We start from the raw sequence: 19650 nt of genomic DNA, 5'->3' as shown, positions 1-19650 counted from the left end.
CGCGCCAGAGCTTCGGGTGGCCGTGATCGCGCCGTCCGGGCGGCGCGGGCGAGACGAAGGACGGGGCCCGGGACGAGACCAAGGACGAGGCGAGGTCTTGTCACCGTTGGTCCAGCCGGTGCTGCGGCAGCTGGGTCTGTGGCCAACTTTCCTGGCGCAGGGCTTTGCGCCGTCGCACCGCACGCTCACCTCCTGGGACCAGGCCGGCCTGACGTCGAGCGAATTGCTGCTGGAAGCGCGCGGGCCGTCATGGCGCGTTGATCGAATGGCGTTCGATGGCTGGCTGACGGCGGAGGGTTGTCGCGCGGCCGAGCGCGTCGATGCGAAGGTCTGTCATCTCGCGCGCGAGGCGGACGGCTGGTCGGTCGTTTGCGACGACGGCGACAGCCATTCGGCCCGGCTGATCATCGATGCGACGGGCCGCGCCCGCGCACTCGCCGACCGCCAGGGTTCGCGGGCGAAAGCGCAGGACCGCCTGATTGCGGCCTATGCCGAGGCGACGACATCGGGACCGGCCGCACCGGAACTGCTCGTCGAGGCCTTTGAAGACGGCTGGTGGTACACGATGGCACTCGACCAGGGCAGGCGCGCCTTTGCGTGCATGACCGATGCCGATCTCGCGCGTGGCCTCAGGCTGAACACGCCGGACGGCTGGCGCAGAGCTCTCGCCAGGACGCAATTCGTCTCGGCGCTCGCGAGCAAGATCATTCGGCTCGAGCAACCCCGCTTGATCCCTGCGGGCAGTCGGTACGCCGCAACGACTGCCGGCTTCCATTTCCTCTGCGCAGGCGATGCCGCAAGCGCTTTTGATCCGATCTCGGGCCACGGCGTGGTCAAGGCCATGCGCTCGGGCGTGTTCGCCGCCTATGCCGCCTGCGATTGCCTCGCGCGCGGTGATGCGGCCGCTCTCGATCGCTACGGCGCGTGGATCGCGCGCGAGGCTGCGGCCTACGCGACGACGCAAAGCGAACACTACGGCAGTGTCTCGCGCTGGCCCGAGCGCCCGTTCTGGCGGCGCCGGCATGCCGACGCACCTTCACACAATCCTTCGAGCAGTCTTCTGGAACAGTAGGGCGGACAACATGATGAAGAGCTTCGCGCGAATTGGTCTTGTCATCGCCGCGCTGGGACCGAGCCTTCCAGCATTCGCGGCGCCGGTTCCCCGTGCTTTCGAACCGCCGCCGACGCTGCCCGGACAGGGCAATGTCGTGGCCCTGGAGGCCGGCGTGGCGCCGGCCGTTGGCGGCTGCCGGCCGCAAGGATCGATCTCGCGCAGCGGCTCGATCGTCTCGGTGGTGCTCAACTTCGTGCGCGGCCGCTTCTTCATCAACAACCCGGATCCGACCGATCCGCAACCGGATGGCCTCGACCCCGTCGAGCTGCGCTCCTATGGCGGCTGCAAGTCGGGCCCGGCGATCTTCGTCAAGCCCGGCGATACGCTGCGCGTCGACCTCATCAACCAGCTCGCGAAGGACGACCCGAGCTGTTTGCCCAATCCGCCGGAGGGGCTGGGCTTGCCGGCGTTGGTCGGGTGCTTCAACACCACCAACCTGCACACGCACGGCCTGCACGTTTCGCCTGCCGGCAACAGCGACAACGTGCTGCTCAACATCGCCCCGCAGACGAAGTTTCCGTATGAGATCAACATCCCCAACGACCATCCGGCGGGGACGTTCTGGTATCACGCCCACCGTCATGGCTCGACGGCAGTGCAGGTGGCGAGCGGCGCCTCGGGCGTGCTGGTCGTCAAGGGCGAGCGTCCCTATACGCCACCGTCGCCGCAGAACCCGAAGCCGATTGCCGATATCGACACGGTCCTGCATGACGTCAACGGCGCCCCGTTCAAGGAGCAGCTCTTCCTGTTTCAGCAGATCGCCTATGCCTGCTTCGCCAACCAGCCGAACCAGCCCGGCGGCCCGTGGCAGCAGATCTACACCACGCAGGGACTCTACAACGCCAACAGTCCGGCAAATATCGCCAACGCGCCGTGGACGTGCCCGCTGGCGACGTCAGGCAATCCGGTAAGCCCCGGCGTCGTCGAGAACTTTGGCTTGCAACTGGACTCATCGTCGATCTGGGACACCAATGGCCGCTTCACCAGCGTCAATGGCATCGTGCAGCCGACGCTCACCGTGCCGGCGGGCGAGATCCAGCGCTGGCGCTTCGTGCATGCCGGCATTCATGACACGATCAACATTCAGCTCGTGCGCGCCACGCCGGTCGGCACAACGAACCTGATCGCGACCTCGGCGCTGAGCGGCAACCGCCAGCAGCAGAAGGCCGATCTTCTGGCCGCCTGTAACGCCTCGACGGGCACACTGATCCCGCAGTTCGAGATCGCATCCGACGGTCTGACCCGGACCAAATTGCGCACCGTGCACGCCTCGCAAGTCGGCGGCGTGCTCGAATCGAACTACATGCAGCCCGGCTATCGCAGCGACGTCCTCGTCGTATTCCCCTCGGACGGGGACTATTGCCTGCTCAACCAGGCGGCGCCGAAGGCTGAGCGCGTGTCCAACGGCAATGGCGGCGGGCAGGGGCCGACGACGCCGCAATTGCTGGCCTATGTCCATGTGCGCGGAGGGCAGCCCGTGACGGGGGACCTGCAGGCCTATGTCGGCAAGGCGCTATACGATGCCAATCCGACGCTGCCGGACGCCGTTCGCACCGGGCTGCGTGACGGCGATCTGCGGCCGTGGGCGCCGTTCGAAAACCTTGCGCTGCCGGCTGCCGGCAGCCAGCAGCAGCAGGCGGCCTTCGCGATCAACTTCCCGGCCTTCACGGTCAACAACGCCTCGTACGATCCCGACGTGGTGAACTTCACGCGCGAGGTCAACACCACGGACGATTGGCTGCTGTCCGCGCAAGGCGAGCCGCACATCTTCCATATCCACGTCAATCCGTTCCAGGTGATCGACGTCACCACCACCAACACCAACGGTCAGCAGATATCGATCTACAATCCCGACGGCACCTGCAAACCTGACATCGTGTATGCCGACAAGCAGCAACTGGCCAACCAGTATTGCGGCATGTGGCACACATTCCGCGACACGATCATCGTCGAGAACAACTATCAGATCCGCGTCAGGACGCGGTACGACCGCTACATCGGCGAGTATGTCCTGCATTGCCACATCCTGGACCACGAGGACGCGGGCATGATGGCCAACATCGCGATCGTTCCCGACCTCAACGCGCCGGGCGGCGGCCTCGGGATGGCGGGGATGCGCCATGCCAAGCAGCCGACGGCGACACCCGCGGCGACGCCCGTAGGCCACAAACATTGATCGTCACAGGAAGCAGGGAGGATTACGCGCGATGAAGATCGGCATCCCCGTCTACGACGGCGTCGACATGCTCGACGTCGCCGGTCCCTTCGAAATGTTCGACTGGGCGGACTTCGACGTCGAGGTCGTCGCGGCAAAGCCGGGAATGAAACGGTTTCGCAACCGGGGATTTCCGTTCGAGGTCGCAAAATCCTTCGCGGAATGCACCCAGTATGATGCCGTCTGGATTCCCGGCGGCGATCCAGACGCGCTCACTGAGATCATCAACGATCCGCACCGGACCTACGTCCAGTTTCTGACCGGGCAGGCCGCTGGTGCGAAGTACATGTGCTCGGTCTGCGAGGGAGCAATGCTGTTCGCGGCATCGGGCCTTCTCGACGACCACTGGGCGACGACGCACTGGGCTTTCCTGGAATGCTTCCCGACGCTGTTCCCGAAGGTGAAGGTTGCCGACGGACATCCGCGTTTCGTGCTGGATCGCAATCGCCTGACCGGAGCCGGAATATCCGCGGGCCTCGACGAGGCCCTGATGTTGATCTCGCTGCTCGGAGGCACGGAGCTGGCGCGTCAGGTTCAGCAAAACACCGAATACTATCCGGATCCGCCCGTGCGCAGCGCGATTCCCGCAGCGCCGCAGTGCCCGCTCACAGGCGTCAAGCCGCCGGGGTCGACGCAATAGGTCCGGCCGACCGAATGCATCATCTAACTATCTGATATGTTGAGACTTCAATCGGCCGCGTCGACTGCCGGGTTCAACTCATGGAACCGTTTCGTTGCTTGCGCGTTGTCTCCGCATGACCGAAGACCTTTCCTTCCGACGCAAACCCCTGACCCCTGAGCAGCGCCAGGCTCGTGATGCCGCACGCCGGATCGAGGCCGAAAAGGCCATGCGCGATCACGAGGAGGCCCAGAAGGCGTTTTACGCCAACAAGGAACGGCTGAGGGCCGAGCGGCTCGCGCGCGAAGCGGCCGAGGCGAAGGGCTGACCGAACGCGGTCTCCGCCCGCAATCTTCTGAGGCGATCTCCCAACCGGAGACCGGCCGCTAATGCCGGTTGGACATTCCCGTTGCGCTCAAAGCCAGCTTGAGCGCCTGAACGGCGCCGGCGAACGCGCCGCGGGGCGCTTGCGCCTCGATCGCTTCGGCCGCGATGCGACAATCGTCGGCGACCTTGAGCAACCCGCTTCGCGCGAGATCCATGGTGGAGAGGGCTGCCTGCTCCAGGCAGACCCGTTCAAGCCGTCGAAACTCCCGCAGCTCTTTGTTCATGCGCCAGCTCTCGATGTCCCCCGGCCCATCCGGCGCCGAGTCTGCTTAACGGACGGTAAACATCTCTGCCTAGCCGATTTGGCTGGCGCGGCGCTGGTGCGTGTCGTGCCCACGCCCGGGCTTGCGGCGCACCACCGCGCAGGCTTGACGGCCTCGGCCTTCCGGGAGGAAGATTCAAATGATCCTAAACTGACGAGAACCACGGAGACGTTCGCTCCCAGCCAGTCCGATTCTCCTCAGCGAAAACGCATTGGAGCTGACCATGACCACGTTCGACAAGCGCGAGCAGGGCTTTGAGGCCAAATTCGCCCACGACGAGGAATTCATGTTCAAGGCCACGGCCCGGTCCAACAAGCTGCTCGGGCTCTGGGCCGCGGGCCAGCTCGGGCTCAGCGGCGACGCCGCGGCAAGCTACGCAACGGCGCTGGTGACAGACAATCTGGAGAGCCAGAGCATCGACGATGTCGTGGGCAAGGTGTCCGGCGATCTTGCCGCCAAGGGTGTGGCGCGCGAGCAGGTCGCGCAGAAGCTTCAGGAGTGCCTGCACCAGGCGCTCGCGCAGCTCGAAGCAAGCAAACAATAAGAAGGCCGGCCGTTGCCCTCACTCGGCGTGCTTGCGCATTCCGGAGTCGCTGAGCCTGTCGACGTAGGCAATGCCGATCGCCGAGGCGATGAAGGTGATGTGGATCAGGACCTGCCACATCACGCCGGTCTCGGTGAAGCCGGCGCGGTTCGAGCCGAGATTGCCGGCCTCGATGAAGGTGCGCAGCAGCGCGATCGAGGAGATGCCGATGATGGCCATGGCGAGCTTGATCTTCAGGACGCTCGCATTGACGTGGCCGAGCCATTCCGGCTCGTCGGGATGACCCTGGAGGTCGAGCCGCGAAACGAAGGTCTCGTAGCCGCCGACGATGACCATCACGAGCAGGTTGGAGATCATCACGACGTCGATCAGCGCCAGCACGCTCATCATGATCTGCTGTTCGGTGAGGTCGATCGCGTGCCAGGAAAGATGCCAGAGCTCCTTGAGGAACAGCACGATGTAGACGCATTGCGCCACGATCAGTCCGAGATAGAGCGGCAGTTGCAGCCAGCGCGAGCCGAAGATGATCATCGGCAGCAGGCCCAAACGCGGCAACGGCGGGCGGGGTTCGGTGCGCAGTTCGGACTCGGGTCCAGGCTCAACCGACATTCAGGCAGCATCCTCGCGAGCTGAGATGATCTCGCTTCCATGTAACCCGACAAGATGGCCGGTGGAAGACGGCCGAGCCGCCGGCTGCGGCCGACAGATCGCGCAGTCTCGTGCTACCGTGCCGAACGGCCAAAGAGTCAGGGCTTGAATCGGGAGGCGGGGGTGTCTTGGAGCGGCTTCGGCAAAGGGCTCGGCGGCATCGCGGTCGCCGTCGCAATCGTGGTTGGCGCCGGTGGCGCGGAGGTCTCGGCGACGCCGCTGACGCCGTTTCGCTACGAGGCGCAGGCGCAACGTCATTGCCCGCACGACCAGGTGGTCTGGCTCGATTTCAGGAAAGGCATCTACTACGGCAAGGGCCAGAAGCGGTATGGCCAGGGTTTCGACGGCAGCTTCGTCTGCCTGAGCGAGGCCCGCGACAGCCTTTATCGCCGCTCGCTATTGGGCCTGCGCTGAGCAGCGCGTGATTCGGAAGTTTGGGGGACGGCTATTTCCGGTCCGGCAGCTTCACCGGCACGTGCGAGGAGGTGCTGATCACCCGGGGGCTTCCGTCGGGATAGGTGCGGTCGCCGCGGATCAGCGATTCCAGAACCAGAAAAAATTTCTCAGCAAGCATTTGCGTCACCCTCGTTGGTGATGGCCTCTTGAAATGAGTCGAGGCGCCGAACGCAGAAATTCAATCAACTAAACGGGAGCAGGGCAATACCGGACAGCGCTGTATGCTGCATCGCGGTGTAGTTGTGGTTAGAAAGAAGGAGACTGGTGGTGGTGCTCAGGCGAAGGCCAGTGCCACCAGGCTCGAGCAGAGAAGAAACAAGCCGCCGGCGGTCAGTGCCAGGAAGCCATCGGATACGAAGTCATGATTGCGCATGGGACACCTGCCGCTCTCGTGTTCGATGCTCGGTCGGATCGATTAAGATTGTCCGAACGTGCCGTCTTGAAAGAGGTGATCCTTGCCGTCCGCGCGAATGCCCTCAGGCCCTCGTGCGGTAACCTTCAAACGCATGGGCCAGGAAGATCCCCGCGCTTACCAGACCCATCAGTGCCGAAACCGTCTCGATCATCGTCAAATTCCAGTTCGCCCCTGCAACCGAGAAAACGCGTGCGGCCTTGCACAGTCAAAAGAATTCCAGTGAGCCACAAGACAATGGGGGTGGAGTGAGGATTTGGCGCAACAGAATGTCCAGGAGTGGCACAGAGCAGGGGGCCTGCGCTCCGTAGATCAACGGGGAGAAGCGAACGCCCCGTTTACCATCCCGGCGTGAACGCTGTGGGCTCCCCATTTCCGCCGTGTTCGGGTTGCGTTATCCTTACTGCTTCCGACGCGGTGGTGGGCCGCCTCGGATTTTGGGACCGGACAGCGCTCCCCCGTAGCCAAAGCGGGTTGGGTACGCCTCCGGCGAAGTGGTATTTGGGGCGCATGGGGATCCGACGGTCAGATTCGGTTTTGCGGGCCGCACGCGGTGTTGCCGCGGTCGCGACCTGCCTCGCGCTCGCCAATTGCGCCTCCTCGAACAAGTTCGCCAGCCGGGTCGATCCGAAGTATGGCGTCTCCTCGAGCCCGCGGGTCGTGGCGCTTGGGGATCCGGTTCCGAAAGGCGGCGGCACCTACCGCGTCGGTAAGCCCTATGTTGTGGCCGGCCGGACCTACGTGCCGGAGGAGGACGTCAACTACCGCGCCGAGGGTATGGCGTCCTGGTACGGCGACGATTTCCACGGCCGCCTGACCGCCAATGGCGAAGTGTTCGACATGACCTCGCTGACAGCGGCGCATCCGACCCTGCCGATGCCGTCCTATGCGCGGGTGACCAATGTCTCGAACGGCAAATCGCTGATCGTGCGCGTCAACGACCGGGGGCCTTATCACGGCAACCGGCTGATCGACGTCTCGAACAAAGCCGCTGAACTCCTTGAATTCAAAGGCAATGGCGTCGCCAAGGTCCGTGTCGAATACGTTGGCCGGGCGCCGCTGGAAGGCTCCGACGATCGCCAGCTGATGGCGACCCTGCGCACCGGGATCCCGGCGCCGTCGCCCTCGATGGTGCGGGTTGCCTCGGCAAGGCCCTTCGTGCCGGAGCTTCCGTCCTCGAACCGCGGCGCCATTCGCGGCGAGGTTCCGACGCCGGAAGGGCGGCCCTACAATCTCGGCAACACCTCCGCCGACATGGCGTCGCTCAACGCGACCTCGGAGATGTCGGCCTCGAGCCGCAGCCGGGGCCGGGGCCGGGCGCTCCAGAACGCGCGCGCCGTGTCCTATGACGAGGATGGCCGCTACGCGACCGAGAACGCTCCGTCATCGGCCGACGGCGCCGCCGAGGCCCGCAGCATCCTGAGCGGCCGCGGCCTCTACTAAGCAGGTACCAAGCCGGCAAATCCGGCGAGCGACGTAGCGCCGCTGGCACGTCGTCGCGCTCAGGGATCAGAATGGGATGCGCGCGCGTCCCGTGAACGTCCAGATCTGCGTGTTGCTGCCGATGCCGCCGAGTTCGGCGCCGAAGCCGACCGTGGTGCCGCCCGCCAGCCTTGCGCCGATGCCGCCCGTGACGCGGGCTGACCAGCCCTGGAGCAATGGTGTCGAAGCGAGCGGGATGCCGCCCGCAGCAACGATCGCGGCCGCATCGTCCTGCGTGAAGTAATAGTCGGCAAAGACGCCGGCATAGGGGACCAGCAGCACGCTATCGAGCCACGGCACGGGATAGGAGACCCTGTTGCCGGCAGACGCGCGGCCGCTCGAGAAGGTGCGGGCCGCCTGCTGGGTGCCGAGCGAGTCGACATAGGCGTTTTCCCGCTCCCAGATCGCGTAGACCTTGGCCGACGGTTCGATATTGAAATTGGCCCAGCTGTAGCTGCCGGTGAAGCCGGTCGCGAATATCCAACGTTTGCCGTTGAAGTTGCCTTGCGCCGTGCCGGCGGTGCCGTCATAGCCGATGCCGGAATAGGTCACGGCCACGTCGTAACGCAGCGTCGGGATGATCTTCCAGCCGAGATAGGCGCCGACGGTCCAGCCGTCGCCCTTCAGCTTTCCGTTGATGTCGGTCTGGGTGTAGCTGAAGTTCTCGTAGCCGCCGGTCACACCGACCAGCAAATTGGGTCTCGCCCGGTAGGTCAGTCCGGACAGCAGGTTGATCTGCTGGCCGAAGAGCGTGGCCTGGGTTGCACCCTGACCGATGTTGCCGGACGAGCCCCATTGATCGATGCCGCTGCCGCGCACGTCGATCCAGAACAGCCAGTCCTTCTGCTCCCTGAAGCGCGCAGCCGGTGCCTTGGTCGGAGCCGCCCGATCGATCGCGGCGAAGGCGTCATCGATCCGCGAGGAGCCGCGCCCGCGGCCGCGGCCGCCGGTCCGGCCGGAGCCGCCGTCGCCCGAATAGGAGTTCAAACTTTGAGAACCGGGCTGCTGACCGGATTTGGGCTTGTCGTCCTCATCGCCGTCGGGCGCGGCGGCGAAATTGACGCGCAGCCCGCCCGCGCCTGGCATGATGTACTGCCCGCCGTCGCTGAACCCTTCGGAAATCGCGGTGTCAATCGAACCGGAGATCGCCTGTCCCGAACTCTGCGCCACGATCTTGGTGACGTTGAGCTGGAGGGCGCGCAGCTTGGCGCTGTCGGCGGGAATGTCGACCGACTGGTTCAGAGCCGGCGATGTCGAGGCGTTGAAGGCCACACTGCCGTTGTAGGTCGCCGTGATGCTGTGATTGCCGACGGGGAGCGTGGTCGTGGCAAAGGTGGCGTCACCGGCCGACAGGGTAGACGTGCCGATCGGCGTGCCGCCGTCGTTGAAAGTGACCGTTCCCGTCGGCGTTCCGCCCGAACTCCTCACCTTGGCCGTGAACGTTACAGACTCGCCGTAGCTGCTCGGATTCTTCGACGAGGTGAGCTCCGTGGTGGTCGTCGCGGACAGATAGGTGAACCTGTCTGCCGCCGAGGTCGGCGACGTCCCTCCGGCCGTCGTCACGGTGACATCGACCGTGCCGGCGCCGGGCGGCGAGGTTGCCGTGATCGACGTTGCCGAATTAACCGTGAAGCTGGTCGCGTTGTTGGCGCCGAACTTCACTGCGGTGGCGCCGGTGAATCCGGTCCCCGTGACCGCCACGGAGGTGCTGCCGATCGCGGATCCGGAGCTCGGTGAGATTGAGCCGACCGTTGGTGCCGGCGTGTAGCTGAATTGGTCCGATGCCGATGTGGCGGACGTTCCGTCTGGCGTCGTCACGGTGACATCGACCGTACCGGCGCCGGCCGGCGAGACCGCGGTGATCGAGGTCGCGGAATTGACCGTGAAGCTCGATGCATTCGTCACCCCGAACTTCACGGCGGTCGCACCGGTGAAATTGGTGCCGGTGACGGTCACCGACGTGCCGCCTGCGAGCGGGCCGCCCGTCGGCGAGATCGACGTCACGGTCGGCACGGCGAAATAGGTGAACTGGTCTGCCGCCGATGTGGCCGAGGTGCCGCCCGTGGTCGTCACCCTGACGTCGACGGTACCGGTGCCGGCCTGCGATGTCGCGGTGATCGAGGTTGCGGAGTTGACGGTGAAGCCCGCCGCCGCGGTTGCACCGAACGTCACGGCTGTCGCGCTGGTGAAATTGGTGCCCGTGATCGTTACCACCGTGCCGCCGGCCGCCGGCCCCGACGTCGGCGAAAGCGACGTGACGGCTGGCGTGGCGACATAGGTGAACTGGTCGGCGGCGGAGGTGGCCGAGGTGCCGCCTGGATTGGTCACGCGGAGGTCAACGGTGCTGGTACCGGCGGGTGACGTCGCGGTGATTGATGTTGACGAATTGACCGTGATACTCGTTGCGGCGGTTGCGCCGAATGTCACTGCGGTGGCGCCGGTGAAGCCTGTGCCCGTGACCGTCACGACCGTGCCGCCTGTCTGCGGACCCGTAGTCGGTGAGATCGAGGTGACGGTCGGCGCGGCGGTGTAGGTGAATTGGTCAGCGGCGGACATTGCCGACGTTCCGCCCACGGTGGTCACTCTGACATCTACGGTGCCGGCCCCGGCAGGCGATGTCGCGGTGATCTGGGTTGCCGAATTGACGGTGAAGCCGGCCGCCGCCGTGGCGCCGAACGTCACCGCCGTTGCACCTGACAGATTGGCGCCGGTGATCGTGACCGTCGTGCCGCCGCCCAGGGGGCCGCCTGTCGGCGAAATCGACGTGATGGAGGGAGGGCCGGCATAGGTGAATTGATCAGCCGCCGAGGTCGCGGACGTCCCGCCCGGCGTCGTGACCCTCACGTCCACGACGCCGGTCCCGGGCGGCGAGGTCGCTGTGATCGATGTTGCTGAATTGAACGTGAAGCCGAGCGCGGCCGTCCCGCCGAATGACACGGCCGTGACGCCGGTGAAATTTGTGCCTGTGATCGTCACCACCGTGCTGCCGGCCTGCGAGCCCGCAGTGGGGGAGATCGAGGTGACGGTCGGTGAGGGAATATAGGTGAACTGGTCCGCTGCCGATGTTGCCGACGTGCCGCCGGCTGTCGTCACCCTGATGTCGATCGTGCTGGTTCCTGCCGGCGACGTCGCGGTGATCTGGGTCGCCGAATTAACCGTGACGCCAGTCGCAGCCGTTGCTCCGAACACCACGGCCGTCGCGCCTGAGAAGTTGGTGCCGGTGATGGTTACGGAGGTGCCGCCAGAGCCCGGACCCGAGGTCGGCGAAATCGAAGTGACCGTCGGTGCCGGAACATAAGTGAATTGATCGGCTGCTGACGTTGTCGATGTTCCGCCCACGGTCGTCACCGTGATGTCGACCGTACCAGTGCCTGCGGGCGATGTCGCGGTGATCTGGTTCGCGGAATTGACCGCTAAACCGGTTGCCGCTGTTGCGCCGAACGTGACCGCAGTTGCTCCGGAGAGGTTCGTGCCGGTGATGATCACGGTTGTGCCGCCGGTCTGCGGGCCTGATGCCGGCGAGATCGACGTCACGGTTGGCGGAGCAGCATAGGTGAACTGATCCGCAGCCGAGGTCGCTGATGTCCCGCCCGGTGTCGTGACCCTGACGTCAACAGCACCGGCGGCACCCGCCGGCGAGGTCGCCGTGATCGATGTCGCTGAATTGAACGTAAAGCCGGCCGCCGCGGTCCCGCCGAACGTCACGGCCGTGACTCCGGTGAAGTTGGTGCCGGTGATCGTCACCGACGTCCCGCCGGCGGTGGGGCCTGCGGTCGGTGAGATCGAGGTGACAGTCGGGGCGGCAATATAGGTGAACTGGTCTGCCGCCGACGTCGCCGACGTCCCGCCGGCCGTCGTCACTCGGACATCCACGGTGCCAGTCCCGGCCGGAGATGTCGCAGTGATCTGGGTCGCCGAATTGACCGTGACGCCAGTCGCGGCCGTTGTCCCGAACGTCACGGCCGTCGCACCTGTGAAATTGGTGCCAGTGATGATCACGTTGGTGCCGCCTCCACCTGGGCCTGAAGTCGGCGTAATCGAAGTGATGGTCGGCGCGGGGACGGGCAGATTGATCGTGAACGTGTAAGCGGTGTTTGCTATCGAACTGCCGGAGCAGCCCACGTTGAAATCGCTGCAGCCCGGCGCGTAATACAGGATGATCGAGTCCTGTCCGTTACCTGTCTTGCTGTTCAGCGTGATATCGATCTCGGCCTGGCCGGCCTTCGCGGATTGACCGTTTTGGTTCGGGTTCGTTGGATGAAATGTGTAAGTTGCCTTTGACGTGGTCGGATTGTAATCGGCCGCTGTGAGCAGTGGGCTGCCCGAATGGCCGGTCGAATTTGCGATCGGTGCATTGTAAAAGGCGTCTGTGCCCGCGACGGAATAGACGCCGTATACGACCGAGTCGTCAGCCGCGGCTGCGCCAACGGTCAAACACAGGCGATAGATCTGACCGACCGACGTGAAGTTGATGGTCACGCCCGACGTCGAATCCGTCGTTTGATCGCAAGCCGCGTCCGCCGCTGCCATCGCGCCGAGCATCACGACGGCCGCGATGCAGATGCGTTGAGCCGCCCGCCAGAGAGAGCGCAATATCCGCGAAGGCGTAGCTTCACCATCGCGTGTCGGGACCGCCAGTTCCCCGACTATCTCTGGAACGGCCACCGCAATTGCGTGACTCACCGGCCCCCCTTAGCGGCAGCTCTCGATAGAGCATCCGCCTAAAATCCCTGATTGTGAAATTATTCGCCTATATCGTTGCGTGCATTTGACGGGACGCGGTGCGCAACGCAAGCGAGCGAGCCAGCCAAACTGCTCAAACCAAGTCGCAAGCACTACTTTCCGGCGAACCGTTGCATAGCGGCAACAAAAGCGTGCTTTGATAGCAATCGACGGAAACGCTTCGCGTGTCAATTTATGGTTGCGCTTGCGCTTGACTGTCGACGCTGGCTGTTCAACAATCTCGGCGAGTGGGCCGCAATAAATTCATTCTTTAATTTAAGTGCCGCCGTCGTGGTTTGCATCATCACGCGACGGGTCGTTAGTTTTTTGGGGGAGGGGTCATGCCGTTACAGCCGGTTCTCGGACAGATCATGCCTTTTGCGGGCGCAGTGATTCCCAGAGGTTGGGCGCTGTGTAACGGTGCGCTGCTGGCCATCCAGCAAAATTCCGCGCTGTTCTCGTTGCTCGGCACCTATTATGGCGGCAACGGAGTGACGACGTTTGCACTCCCGGATCTGCGCGGTCGCGCGATCCTCGGCTCGAGTGGCGCCGGCCAATATCCCGTGGGCATGACCGGCGGATCGTATATGGCCAGCCTCAATGTGCAGCAGCTCCCGGCCCACAATCATCTCATTCAAGTGTCCGCAGCGGTCGGAGGAGGCGGACGCGGGAGCGTCCCTCCCACAGGCAACGTCTTCGCGACAAACTCACTGCCGGCGACCAACCCGACGAAGATTTTTGCCGCAGCCGGGAGCGGCGACACGCCATTGGCCACCGCCACCAATCTGGTGAACGAAGGCGGCAACCAGCAGCATAACAACATGCAGCCCTATCTCACGATCAGCTATCTGATCGCGACGCAGGGGATTTTTCCGTCGCGAAGCTGAGCGGCTGCACGGCCGCATTTTCGCAAACGTAGTCCGTCCACTTCAATTTTCCCATATTCGCGCATTCGCCGATCGGAACGGGCGCACACCAAAGGATCATATGCGATGGCAGATCCGTTTCTCGGCGAGATCAGGTTGTTTGGCTTTCCGCGGGTGCCGGACGGCTGGTTCGCCTGCAATGGACAGTCGGTCTCGATTGCCCAATTTGAGACGCTTTACGCCGTGATCGGCACCACCTATGGCGGCGATGGCGTCAACACGTTCAACCTTCCCGATCTGCGCGGCCGTGTGCCGATCGGACAGGGACAGGGGACAGGCCTTCCGAACTATACGCTGGGCCAGCCCGGGGGTGAGGAGAACCACACCCTGATCGAAGCCGAAATGCCGACCCACAGTCATGCGCTGATGTCCTCGACCGTGACGGCAACGGATGTAACGCCCGGGCCGACCCTTCATCTTGCCACGGCGTCAGCAGGTGAACTCTACGCACCGATTGCGAACGCCGGGACGTACTCCACGATGGCCCCCTGCGTCGCCACTTCGGGCAACAGCATCGGGCACAACAACATGATGCCGAGCGTGGTTGCCAATTACTGCATTTGCTACGCGGGCGTCTTCCCTTCGTCCGGTTAGGCCGCGCACGCATCCGTATTCAGTCTCAAGGAAAGACAACATGTCAGATCCGTTCGTCGGAGAAATCCAGGCTTTTACGTTTCCTTTTGCAGTCGGCGGCTTCAACAGCGCCTGGCTGCCGTGCGGCGGCCAGCTCCTGCCAATTCAGGGTCACAGTGCGTTATTTGCACTCATCGGTACCTACTACGGCGGCAATGGCACGACCAATTTCGCCTTGCCGAACCTGAACGGTTCGGTCGCGATCGGCCAGGGGCAAGGCCCGGGATTGCAAAATTATGTCGTCGGCGAGACCGTCGGCAGTTCGACGGTGACGCTGATCGGCGACAACATGGCGAGGCACACGCACGCCCTGCAACTCGGCAACAAGAGCGCGACAGGCGCTACGGCAGGTCCCGGCGCGGCGGGGACCACGGTTGCGATCGACCCGAACTTCACCGGCTTCACGGCGCCACCCGGCAGTCTCACCTTGGTGCCAAGCGCCGTCACACTCACCGGGCAGAACCTGCCGCACGACAACATGCAGCCGACCCAGGCGATCGTCTGGTGTATCGCCTATGCGGGAATCTTTCCGGCTTTCGGCAGCTCCTGAACGATCTTGAGTGCGCGACGGCATGATTGACGGCGCGCCGCTCGACATCGTCCCGGACGATCCGGCTCTTCGGCTTCGGCCCGCAGGCCCGAATGACGAGCCGTTCATCCGGCGTCTCTTCGAGGAGGTGCGGACAGGGCAGTTCACCGCGACCGGATTGTCCGGGCCGATCGTCGGCCAGATCATCGCGCAACAGTTCCGCGGCCAGGCGGCCGGCTATGCCGCGCAGTTTCCGGGGGCGATCTCGCTGATCGTCACACAGGACGCGACCGCGATCGGCCGGCTGCTGCTTCATTGCGAAAGCGAGCACTGGCACATCATCGACATCGCGCTGCTGCCGGCCGATTGCGGTCGCGGCGCCGGCACGAAGATCCTCGACGCTCTCGAAGCGAGCGCACGGCAGCAGGGTGTCGGTGCGCTGACGCTCTCGGTGCTTGCGGACAATTCGGCCGCGCATAGGCTTTACCTGCGGCGAGGATTTGCCGAGATGGGGCAGGCGGGCGCCGCCCATATCGCGATGAAAAAGGATCTCGCCTAACGCACGGTCACCTCGCGCAGGAACTTCAGCAGCGCGGCGTTGACCTCGTCGGACCGTTCCTGCTGGACCCAATGGCCGGCGCCCTCGATGATCAGCTTCCGCGTCAGATTGGGCAGCACGCGCTCGAGCTCGTTGACGCGCTTGGCGCCGATCAGGCCGGTGATGACGGCGTCTTTGGAGCCGGCAATGAAGAGCGATGGCTGATGGATCTGCGCATCCTGCCAGGGCGCGGTCAGCTCCCAATTGCGGTCGAGGTTGCGATACCAGTTCAGCCCGCCGCGGAAGCCGGACTTGCGGAAGCTTTCGGTGAAATAGGCGAGGTCAGCCTCGCTGAGCCAGTTGGGCAGCGGCTCCTCAGCGAGCGCGTGACCGAGAAAGCCCTTGCCCTCCTGGACGAACATCGCGGCGCTGGGATCGGCAAGGCCGCGGCCGCCGAGCACGATGCGCATGGTGCGGGCGATGTCACGCTCGAACTCGGCCTCGGCGACGCCGGGTGTCTGGAAATACTGCCAGTAGAAATTGGTGACGCCGCCCTGGCGCAGCAGATCGAGCGGCTTGCCGCGGCCGCGGAATGGCGGCGGCACGCTCAGGCCCGCCACCGCCGTGAAGATGTCGGGCCGGAACAACGCCGCATGCCAGGCGACCGGCGCGCCCCAGTCGTGGCCGACCACCATCGCCTTGCTCTCGCCGAGCGCGTGCACGAGGCCAACGATGTCGCCGACCGTGTCGAAGATCGAGTAGGCGGCGACGTCCGCCGGTGCCGCGCTCTGGCCGTAGCCGCGCATGTCGGGGGCGACGACGCGAAACCCGGCGTCCGCCAGCGCCGGGATCTGGTGGCGCCAGGAGTAGGATAGCTCGGGCCAGCCGTGGCACAGCACCACCAGCGGACCCTGGCCGGCCTCGCGGATGAACAGGTCGATCCCGTTGGCCTTGATCACGCGGGTGGACAACATCGCTTTTCCGCCTTGTTTCAGGGGTTTGGTCGGGAAATATCAGGTGCCACGATAGGGGCGCGCCGAGAATCGTGCAATCTCGGGTTCGGCGGCCAGCCCCGTGTTGTTCGCACCGGTTCCTGCTGTTAGAACGCCGCTCTCAGGGCTTCGCCATGGCATTTCGTCTTTTTCCGCTCCGTCGCACCCGGTTCTCCGCCGGTGCGCTGGCGCGCGGGCTGATCGCGGCGGTTCTGGTGGCGGGCATCGGCTGGGGCGGGGCTCTCTACGCCGCCAACCAGAGCATCCAGGGCGCCAAGAAAGCCGAGGATTCCGGCTTCGATGGCGACGCCCCCACCGCGATCCTGATCGAGGCTTCCAGCGGCAGCGTGCTGTTCGAGAAGAACGCCGACGAGCTGCGTGCGCCCTCCAGCATGATGAAGCTGATGACGGCCGAAGTCGTCTTCAATGCCATCAAGAAGGGCGACATCAAGCCGACCGACGAGTACCGGATCAGCGAGAACGCCTGGCGCAAGGGCGGGGCGCCCTCGGGCGGCTCGACCATGTTCGCCGCCATCAACAGCAAGGTTTCGGTCGACGACCTCCTGCATGGTGCGATCATCCAGAGCGGCAATGACGCCTGCATCGCGCTGGCCGAGGGCATTGCCGGCAACGAGAAGATCTTTGCCGCCGACTTCATGACCAAGCGTGCCCGCGAGCTCGGCATGACGAAGTCGACCTTCGGCAATTCCAACGGCCTGCCCGATCCCGGCAACAAGATGACGGTGCGCGAGCTCGGCATCCTCGCTCGCCACATCATTCTCGACTTCCCCGAATTCTACAAACTGTTCGGCGAGAAGGAGTACACTTGGAACAAGATCCGCCAGCCCAACCGCAATCCTCTGCTCAATTCGATGGAAGGCGCCGACGGTCTGAAAACCGGCTACACCAAGGAAGGCGGCTACGGCATGGTCGGCTCGGCCGTGCAGAACGGCACGCGGCTGATCGTGGTCGTCAATGGCCTGGAAGATCCTGAGGATCGCGCCACCGAAGCCAAGAAGATGCTGGAATGGGGCTTTCGCAATTTCGAGACCCGCACCCTGATCGCGGCCGACCAGCAGGTTGGCTACGCAAAAGTGTTTGGCGGCGAGAGCCGCTCGGTCAAGCTGGTCGCCAAGACGCCCGTCAAGGTAATGGTGCACAAGAACGGCAGCGACAAGCTGATTGCGCGCATCGTCTACAGCGGACCGGTGCGCGCGCCGATCGAAGCCGGGCAGAAGGTCGGCGTGGTCAAGGTCTGGCGCAGCGGCAATATCGCGGTGGAAACGCCCGTCTATGCCGCCGAAGCGATCGGCACCGGCTCGACCATGCGCCGCGCGATCGACGGTGCCAGCGAGCTCGTGATCGGTATGTTCCGCGCGGGCGCCGAGAAGCTCTGATCATGAGTGAGAGCGCAGCACAGCGGCCGTCCGGGCGCGGACGCTTCATCACCTTTGAAGGCGGCGAGGGCACCGGCAAGTCGACCCAGATCAAGAAGCTCGCCGACCGCCTCACTGCGGCCAGGATGCGGACTCTCGTCACGCGCGAGCCCGGCGGCTCGCCGGGTGCCGAGATCATGCGCCACCTGGTGCTGTCGGGGATGGGCAAGCTGCTCGGGCCCGAAGCCGAGACGCTGCTGTTCGCGGCTGCTCGCGATGACCATGTCCGCACCGTGATCCAGCCTGCGCTCAATCGGGGCGCCTGGGTGCTGTGCGACCGCTTCGCCGACTCGACGCGGGCCTATCAGGGCAGCCTCGGCCGCGTGCCGATGGGCCTGATCAACGCGATGCAGCGGGTCACGATCGGCGATCTCAAGCCGGACCTCACCCTCATCCTCGATTTGCCGGTCGAGATTGGATTGCAGCGCGCCGCCGTGCGTCGTGGTAGCGGCACACCTGACAGGTTCGAGGGCGAGCAACTCAGCTTCCACCAGGGCCTGCGCGAGGCCTATCGCAAGATCGCCGAGGACGATCCCGGCCGTTGCGTCCTGATCGATGCCAATTCCGATCCCGACACGGTTGCTGGACGAGTCTGGACGGCGCTGCGCGACCGTCTTCTCCCAACCCCTGCATCGGTGGTTTCCCTATGAGCCCGCGCCAGGCCGAACGCGAAACCGCCATTCCGCATCCGCGCGAGACGAGCCTTCTGTTCGGCCATCGCGAGGCCGAGACGGCGCTGCTCGCGGCCTATCGCAGCGGGCGCATTCCGCATGCCTGGTTGATCGGCGGGCCGCAGGGGATCGGCAAGGCGACGCTGGCCTATCGCATGGCGCGCTTCGTGCTTTCCAACGGTCAGCCGCTGGCGCCGTCCGTGCAGCGGGCCGAGACCCTCGCGATCAATCCTGATAACGCCGTGGCGCGGCAGGTTGCGGCCAGCTCGCATGGCGGGCTGTTGACGCTGGAACGCACCGCCAACGATCGCGGCGTGATGCGCACGGTGATCACCGTGGACGAGACGCGGGAGACGATCGGTTTCTTCGGCTCGACGGCCGCAGCAGAAGGCTGGCGCGTCTGCATCGTCGACACCGTCGACGAGCTCAATCCGAATGCCGCCAACGCGCTGCTGAAAATCCTCGAGGAGCCGCCGCAGCAATCGCTGTTCCTCCTGGTCAGCCACGCGCCGGCGCGCGTGCTCGCCACGATCCAGTCGCGCTGCCGCAAGCTGCGCCTGCGCCCGCTCGGCACGGATAATGTGATCGGCGCCGCAGCTTCGGCGGCCGACCTCGATCCGAACGATCCGGCGCTGCGCGAGGCCGCGGAGGCCTCCGAGGGCAGCGTCGCGCGGGCGCTGACGCTGCTCGGCGGCGATGCCCTGAAGCTGCAGCAGCGCACGGCGGCGCTGCTCGCGCGCCTGCCACAGGTCGATCCGCGCGAATTGCACACGCTCGGCGATTCGCTCGGCACCAGCGATCGAGTCGCGCTGGCGGCCTTCATCGACGGCATCGATCGCTGGATTGCAGAGCGCCTGCACTCCGACGAGGCCAATGCCAACCAGAATCTGCCGCGCCTTGCGCGCCTAGCTGAGGTATGGGAAAAGATCGTCCGCGCCGCGCGCGACACCGAAACCTACAATCTGGAGCGAAAGCCCTTGGTTTTCTCGGTGTTCGGCTGGCTGGCGGACGCAACGCGCTAGAGCATGATCCGGAAAAGTGTGCAGCGGTTTTCCGACAGGAT

Annotated in this window: 19 protein-coding genes; 14 read left to right on the top strand and 5 right to left on the bottom strand. The window is 64.8% G+C overall.

Annotation, left to right across the window (positions count from 1 at the left end; translation table 11 throughout):
• Positions 1 to 97: 97 nt before the first annotated feature.
• The 4 genes from ABIB95_RS17955 (at position 98) to ABIB95_RS17940 (ending at position 4276) form a co-directional block, all read left to right on the top strand.
• The gene (locus ABIB95_RS17955) at positions 98 to 1072 is read left to right on the top strand and encodes a tryptophan 7-halogenase (RefSeq protein ID WP_354240931.1); all 975 of its coding nucleotides are present in this window, start codon (positions 98 to 100) and stop codon (positions 1070 to 1072) included.
• A 10-nt stretch (positions 1073 to 1082) separates the two neighbouring features.
• On the top strand, positions 1083 to 3290 hold the full coding sequence (locus tag ABIB95_RS17950; RefSeq protein ID WP_354240929.1) for a multicopper oxidase family protein: 2208 nt from the start codon (positions 1083 to 1085) through the stop codon (positions 3288 to 3290).
• A 31-nt stretch (positions 3291 to 3321) separates the two neighbouring features.
• On the top strand, positions 3322 to 3969 hold the full coding sequence (locus ABIB95_RS17945; protein ID WP_354240927.1) for a DJ-1/PfpI family protein: 648 nt from the start codon (positions 3322 to 3324) through the stop codon (positions 3967 to 3969).
• Positions 3970 to 4084: 115 nt separating this feature from the next.
• The gene (locus tag ABIB95_RS17940; RefSeq protein ID WP_028153368.1) at positions 4085 to 4276 is read left to right on the top strand and encodes a hypothetical protein; all 192 of its coding nucleotides are present in this window, start codon (positions 4085 to 4087) and stop codon (positions 4274 to 4276) included.
• A gap of 58 nt (positions 4277 to 4334) precedes the next feature.
• On the opposite strand, the gene ABIB95_RS17935 is transcribed toward ABIB95_RS17940, so the two are convergent.
• Positions 4335 to 4559: a hypothetical protein gene (locus ABIB95_RS17935; RefSeq protein ID WP_028153369.1), complete on the bottom strand. Its 225-nt coding sequence runs from the start codon at positions 4557 to 4559 to the stop codon at positions 4335 to 4337.
• Positions 4560 to 4821: 262 nt separating this feature from the next.
• Between ABIB95_RS17935 and ABIB95_RS17930 the strand changes: the two genes are divergently transcribed.
• Positions 4822 to 5142: a DUF1476 domain-containing protein gene (locus ABIB95_RS17930; protein WP_063986370.1), complete on the top strand. Its 321-nt coding sequence runs from the start codon at positions 4822 to 4824 to the stop codon at positions 5140 to 5142.
• Between the two features lie 18 nt (positions 5143 to 5160).
• On the opposite strand, the gene ABIB95_RS17925 is transcribed toward ABIB95_RS17930, so the two are convergent.
• On the bottom strand, positions 5161 to 5751 hold the full coding sequence (locus tag ABIB95_RS17925; RefSeq protein WP_063983282.1) for a TIGR00645 family protein: 591 nt from the start codon (positions 5749 to 5751) through the stop codon (positions 5161 to 5163).
• Between the two features lie 162 nt (positions 5752 to 5913).
• Here ABIB95_RS17925 and ABIB95_RS17920 point away from each other — a divergent pair, with 162 nt between their 5' ends.
• Positions 5914 to 6204, top strand: coding sequence for a hypothetical protein (locus ABIB95_RS17920; protein WP_071913898.1), 291 nt, complete (start codon positions 5914 to 5916; stop codon positions 6202 to 6204).
• Positions 6205 to 6235: 31 nt separating this feature from the next.
• On the opposite strand, the gene ABIB95_RS17915 is transcribed toward ABIB95_RS17920, so the two are convergent.
• Positions 6236 to 6364, bottom strand: coding sequence for a hypothetical protein (locus ABIB95_RS17915; protein WP_259257577.1), 129 nt, complete (start codon positions 6362 to 6364; stop codon positions 6236 to 6238).
• A gap of 804 nt (positions 6365 to 7168) precedes the next feature.
• On the opposite strand from ABIB95_RS17915, the gene ABIB95_RS17910 reads away from it, so the two are divergent.
• Positions 7169 to 8101, top strand: a complete 933-nt coding sequence (locus ABIB95_RS17910) for a septal ring lytic transglycosylase RlpA family protein (RefSeq protein ID WP_354113827.1) — start codon at positions 7169 to 7171, stop codon at positions 8099 to 8101.
• 66 nt (positions 8102 to 8167) lie between these two features.
• On the opposite strand, the gene ABIB95_RS17905 is transcribed toward ABIB95_RS17910, so the two are convergent.
• The gene (locus ABIB95_RS17905) at positions 8168 to 12682 is read right to left on the bottom strand and encodes an IPT/TIG domain-containing protein (protein ID WP_502917841.1); all 4515 of its coding nucleotides are present in this window, start codon (positions 12680 to 12682) and stop codon (positions 8168 to 8170) included.
• Between the two features lie 521 nt (positions 12683 to 13203).
• Here ABIB95_RS17905 and ABIB95_RS17900 point away from each other — a divergent pair.
• The 4 genes from ABIB95_RS17900 to ABIB95_RS17885 all read left to right on the top strand — a co-directional run bounded on the left by ABIB95_RS17900 (position 13204) and on the right by ABIB95_RS17885 (position 15509).
• Positions 13204 to 13749 carry a phage tail protein gene (locus ABIB95_RS17900; protein ID WP_063983286.1) on the top strand — a complete coding sequence of 182 codons (546 nt, stop codon included), beginning with the start codon at positions 13204 to 13206 and terminating at the stop codon, positions 13747 to 13749.
• 105 nt (positions 13750 to 13854) lie between these two features.
• Complete coding sequence (locus ABIB95_RS17895) at positions 13855 to 14382, top strand: phage tail protein (protein ID WP_063983287.1); 528 nt, start codon at positions 13855 to 13857, stop codon at positions 14380 to 14382.
• A 40-nt stretch (positions 14383 to 14422) separates the two neighbouring features.
• The gene (locus tag ABIB95_RS17890; RefSeq protein ID WP_063983288.1) at positions 14423 to 14971 is read left to right on the top strand and encodes a phage tail protein; all 549 of its coding nucleotides are present in this window, start codon (positions 14423 to 14425) and stop codon (positions 14969 to 14971) included.
• Positions 14972 to 14981: 10 nt separating this feature from the next.
• Complete coding sequence (locus ABIB95_RS17885; RefSeq protein WP_354240922.1) at positions 14982 to 15509, top strand: GNAT family N-acetyltransferase; 528 nt, start codon at positions 14982 to 14984, stop codon at positions 15507 to 15509.
• Here the strand turns inward: ABIB95_RS17885 and ABIB95_RS17880 are convergent.
• Positions 15506 to 16462: an alpha/beta fold hydrolase gene (locus ABIB95_RS17880; RefSeq protein WP_166341882.1), complete on the bottom strand. Its 957-nt coding sequence runs from the start codon at positions 16460 to 16462 to the stop codon at positions 15506 to 15508. The genes ABIB95_RS17885 and ABIB95_RS17880 overlap by 4 nt on opposite strands.
• A 152-nt stretch (positions 16463 to 16614) precedes the next feature.
• Between ABIB95_RS17880 and ABIB95_RS17875 the strand changes: the two genes are divergently transcribed.
• From ABIB95_RS17875 to ABIB95_RS17865, 3 genes are read left to right on the top strand one after another with little or no spacing between them, the layout of a single operon-like run.
• Positions 16615 to 17877 carry a D-alanyl-D-alanine carboxypeptidase family protein gene (locus tag ABIB95_RS17875; RefSeq protein WP_166341880.1) on the top strand — a complete coding sequence of 421 codons (1263 nt, stop codon included), beginning with the start codon at positions 16615 to 16617 and terminating at the stop codon, positions 17875 to 17877.
• A 2-nt stretch (positions 17878 to 17879) separates the two neighbouring features.
• Positions 17880 to 18566, top strand: a complete 687-nt coding sequence (tmk, locus tag ABIB95_RS17870; RefSeq protein WP_085401502.1) for a dTMP kinase — start codon at positions 17880 to 17882, stop codon at positions 18564 to 18566.
• On the top strand, positions 18563 to 19609 hold the full coding sequence (locus tag ABIB95_RS17865) for a DNA polymerase III subunit delta' (protein ID WP_354240919.1): 1047 nt from the start codon (positions 18563 to 18565) through the stop codon (positions 19607 to 19609). The genes tmk and ABIB95_RS17865 overlap by 4 nt, the downstream gene beginning before the upstream one ends.
• The last annotated feature ends 41 nt before the right edge of the window (positions 19610 to 19650 follow it).

Origin of the sequence: Bradyrhizobium sp. LA2.1, from assembly GCF_040547725.1 — a bacterium.
GTDB classification, from domain to species: Bacteria; Pseudomonadota; Alphaproteobacteria; order Rhizobiales; family Xanthobacteraceae; genus Bradyrhizobium; species Bradyrhizobium barranii.
This window is presented reverse-complemented; position numbering and strand designations above follow the sequence as displayed.

Bases quoted from the DNA above. Each gene is read 5' to 3' on its own strand.
- ABIB95_RS17910 (WP_354113827.1), top strand. From the start codon at position 7,169: ATGGGGATCCGACGGTCAGATTCGGTTTTGCGGGCCGCACGCGGTGTT.
- ABIB95_RS17930 (WP_063986370.1), top strand. From the start codon at position 4,822: ATGACCACGTTCGACAAGCGCGAGCAGGGCTTTGAGGCCAAATTCGCC.
- ABIB95_RS17935 (WP_028153369.1), bottom strand. From the start codon at position 4,559: ATGAACAAAGAGCTGCGGGAGTTTCGACGGCTTGAACGGGTCTGCCTG.
- tmk (WP_085401502.1), top strand. From the start codon at position 17,880: ATGAGTGAGAGCGCAGCACAGCGGCCGTCCGGGCGCGGACGCTTCATC.
- ABIB95_RS17905 (WP_502917841.1), bottom strand. From the start codon at position 12,682: ATGCTCGGCGCGATGGCAGCGGCGGACGCGGCTTGCGATCAAACGACG.
- ABIB95_RS17865 (WP_354240919.1), top strand. From the start codon at position 18,563: ATGAGCCCGCGCCAGGCCGAACGCGAAACCGCCATTCCGCATCCGCGC.
- ABIB95_RS17895 (WP_063983287.1), top strand. From the start codon at position 13,855: ATGGCAGATCCGTTTCTCGGCGAGATCAGGTTGTTTGGCTTTCCGCGG.
- ABIB95_RS17890 (WP_063983288.1), top strand. From the start codon at position 14,423: ATGTCAGATCCGTTCGTCGGAGAAATCCAGGCTTTTACGTTTCCTTTT.
- ABIB95_RS17900 (WP_063983286.1), top strand. From the start codon at position 13,204: ATGCCGTTACAGCCGGTTCTCGGACAGATCATGCCTTTTGCGGGCGCA.
- ABIB95_RS17950 (WP_354240929.1), top strand. From the start codon at position 1,083: ATGATGAAGAGCTTCGCGCGAATTGGTCTTGTCATCGCCGCGCTGGGA.
- ABIB95_RS17925 (WP_063983282.1), bottom strand. From the start codon at position 5,751: ATGTCGGTTGAGCCTGGACCCGAGTCCGAACTGCGCACCGAACCCCGC.
- ABIB95_RS17875 (WP_166341880.1), top strand. From the start codon at position 16,615: ATGGCATTTCGTCTTTTTCCGCTCCGTCGCACCCGGTTCTCCGCCGGT.
- ABIB95_RS17915 (WP_259257577.1), bottom strand. From the start codon at position 6,364: ATGCTTGCTGAGAAATTTTTTCTGGTTCTGGAATCGCTGATCCGCGGC.
- ABIB95_RS17880 (WP_166341882.1), bottom strand. From the start codon at position 16,462: ATGTTGTCCACCCGCGTGATCAAGGCCAACGGGATCGACCTGTTCATC.
- ABIB95_RS17940 (WP_028153368.1), top strand. From the start codon at position 4,085: ATGACCGAAGACCTTTCCTTCCGACGCAAACCCCTGACCCCTGAGCAG.
- ABIB95_RS17945 (WP_354240927.1), top strand. From the start codon at position 3,322: ATGAAGATCGGCATCCCCGTCTACGACGGCGTCGACATGCTCGACGTC.